We start from the raw sequence: 601 nt of genomic DNA, 5'->3' as shown, positions 1-601 counted from the left end.
GTCTACCCGCCCGCGAAGAGGGGGATGGCCCTGGCGCTGCTGGCCATGGTCACGGTGGTGGCGCCGATTGCCGGGCCGATACTCGGTGGCTGGATCACCGACAGCTACAGCTGGCCGTGGATCTTCTTTATCAATGTGCCGATCGGCCTGTTTGCTGCCTGGGTGGTTCAGCAGCAATTGAAGGCGCGACCGGTGGTGACCAGCCGCCAGCCGATGGACTATATCGGCCTGCTGAGCCTGATCGTCGGGGTCGGTGCCTTGCAGATCGTTCTCGACAAGGGCAACGACCTGGACTGGTTCGAGTCCAACTTCATCATCGCCGGCACGCTGATCTCGGTGATTGCCCTGGCGGTGTTCGTGATCTGGGAAATGACGGATCGGCATCCTGTGGTCAACTTGCGGCTGTTCGCCCATCGCAACTTCCGCATCGGCACCATCGTGTTGGTGGGCGGTTACGCCGGGTTCTTCGGGATCAACCTGATCCTGCCGCAATGGTTGCAGACCCAGATGGGCTACACCGCCACTTGGGCCGGTCTGGCCGTGGCACCGATTGGCATTTTGCCGGTGCTGATGTCGCCCTTTGTCGGCAAGTACGCCCACA

1 protein-coding gene is annotated in these 601 nt (G+C 61.9%); it reads left to right on the top strand.

The genetic code is table 11. The features are described 5' to 3' along the window. A partial coding sequence (locus Q7C21_RS22490) for an MFS transporter (protein WP_375151157.1) occupies window positions 1–601 on the top strand: 601 nt, incomplete at both ends.

The organism is Pantoea sp. ANP04, assembly GCF_041982285.1.
GTDB classification, from domain to species: Bacteria; Pseudomonadota; Gammaproteobacteria; order Enterobacterales; family Enterobacteriaceae; genus Pantoea; species Pantoea eucalypti.
Note: the sequence above shows the minus strand (reverse complement) of the source record. Positions and strands in the feature narration are given on the sequence as shown.